At 64.6% G+C, this 1,315-nt stretch carries 2 protein-coding genes; one reads left to right on the top strand and one right to left on the bottom strand.

Annotation, left to right across the window (positions count from 1 at the left end; all coding sequences use genetic code 11):
* Positions 1–257 (bottom strand): GntR family transcriptional regulator (locus ACWGPE_RS18865; RefSeq protein ID WP_452049292.1); only part of this gene is annotated, 257 nt, incomplete at its 3' end.
* Between the two features lie 177 nt (positions 258–434).
* On the opposite strand from ACWGPE_RS18865, the gene ACWGPE_RS18860 reads away from it, so the two are divergent.
* A complete protein-coding gene (locus tag ACWGPE_RS18860) occupies positions 435–1,220 on the top strand; it encodes a phosphate/phosphite/phosphonate ABC transporter substrate-binding protein (protein ID WP_452049291.1) in 786 nt (261 codons plus the stop codon).
* Positions 1,221–1,315: the final 95 nt, after the last annotated feature.

The following is a 1,315-nucleotide window of genomic DNA, read 5'->3' as shown; positions in this document are numbered from 1 at the left end:
GTGTAGGACCCCATGGACAAGGGCTGCAGGATCTTGGGCCGCGCGACGATGGTGGTACGGCCCCGGCGTTCAATACGTCCGGCCAACAACAACTCTCGCAACGCCTGCCGGACCGTCTCACGGGCGACGTCGAATCGCTCGGCAATCTCCCGCTCGGCGGGGAAAGGGTCTCCGACCTCCAGGTCGTCGAGCAGCCGCTCCAGCTGTGCGCGGACAACCTGGTGCTTGAGAACCCTGGGTTCTGCACTCGCGGACACCCGCTCACAGTACCAAGTCTTGGTATAGACCAAGACTTGCCGTGTTGTTAACCTCCTCGCCAACTTGGATGCACCCGCTGGTATAGACCAACGCACAGGGTGTGGGGCATGGCAGTGGCACGCCTCCGTCGGCGCACTGCCCGTCAACCGACCCCGCCCCGAAAGGTCCCGCGCGCCATGAAGTTCCGCACCCCGCGTTCCTCTGCTCGCATCGCTGCCGTGGCAGCCGCCTGTACCGCGCTCGCGTTGTCCGGCTGTTCCGGCTCCGATTCCAAGTCCGACGCCAAGACCGCCCAGGGCTTCCCGCAGACCCTCACCCTGGCCGCGATTCCGGCCGAGAACTCCACTGACCTCAAGGCCAGCTATCAGCCGCTGATCAAGCTGCTGGAGAAAGAGACCGGCGCCAAGGTGGAGTTCGTACAGGCCTCCGACTACGCGGGGGTGGTCGAGGGCATCATTGCCAACAACGTCGACCTCGCCTTCTTCGGCCCGTTCGCCTACGTGGTCGCCGGCGTCAACGGAGCCAAGATCACCCCGGTCGGTGCGGTGATCCAGGATCAAGGCGCCAAGCCCGGCTACCAGTCCTACGGTCTGACCCGTAATGACGAGGCGAACATCAACGGCCTCAAAGACTTTGCCGGAAAGAAGGTCTGCTTCGTGGACCCGAGCTCGACGTCGGGATTCCTTTATCCGACCGCCGGGCTGATCGAAGCCGGCGTGATCAAGTCCGGCTCCGAAGGCGACCTCTCCGCGGCGATGTCCCCGATCTTCGCCGGTGGCCACGACTCCTCGGCGCTGGCGATCGCCAACGGCGACTGCGATGCCGGCTTCGCGTTCGACACCATGGTGGACAAGTTCCACCTGACCAACACCAACGACGCTGTTCCGCAGGGTGATCCGACCCGGGTAAACCTGCTCAACTGGGACGGCCGGAGCACAGACGGGTTGCTGCCGACCACATGAAACTACTCACCATCGGCCGCAGAACCGGCACAGGCACCGCCCTGTCAGAGCGCCAGCAGCGTCTGGTGTGGCGAATGACCGCCCTGCTGCTCGAC

It is taken from the genome of Agromyces sp. NPDC055658, assembly GCF_053618155.1.
The sequence above is the reverse complement of the archived record's forward strand: the minus strand, read 5'-3'. Positions and strand labels throughout refer to the sequence as shown.

What these genes read in the sequence shown, in the direction of transcription:
- ACWGPE_RS18860 (WP_452049291.1), top strand. Translation starts at nt 435, where the DNA reads ATGAAGTTCCGCACCCCGCGTTCCTCTGCTCGCATCGCTGCCGTGGCA.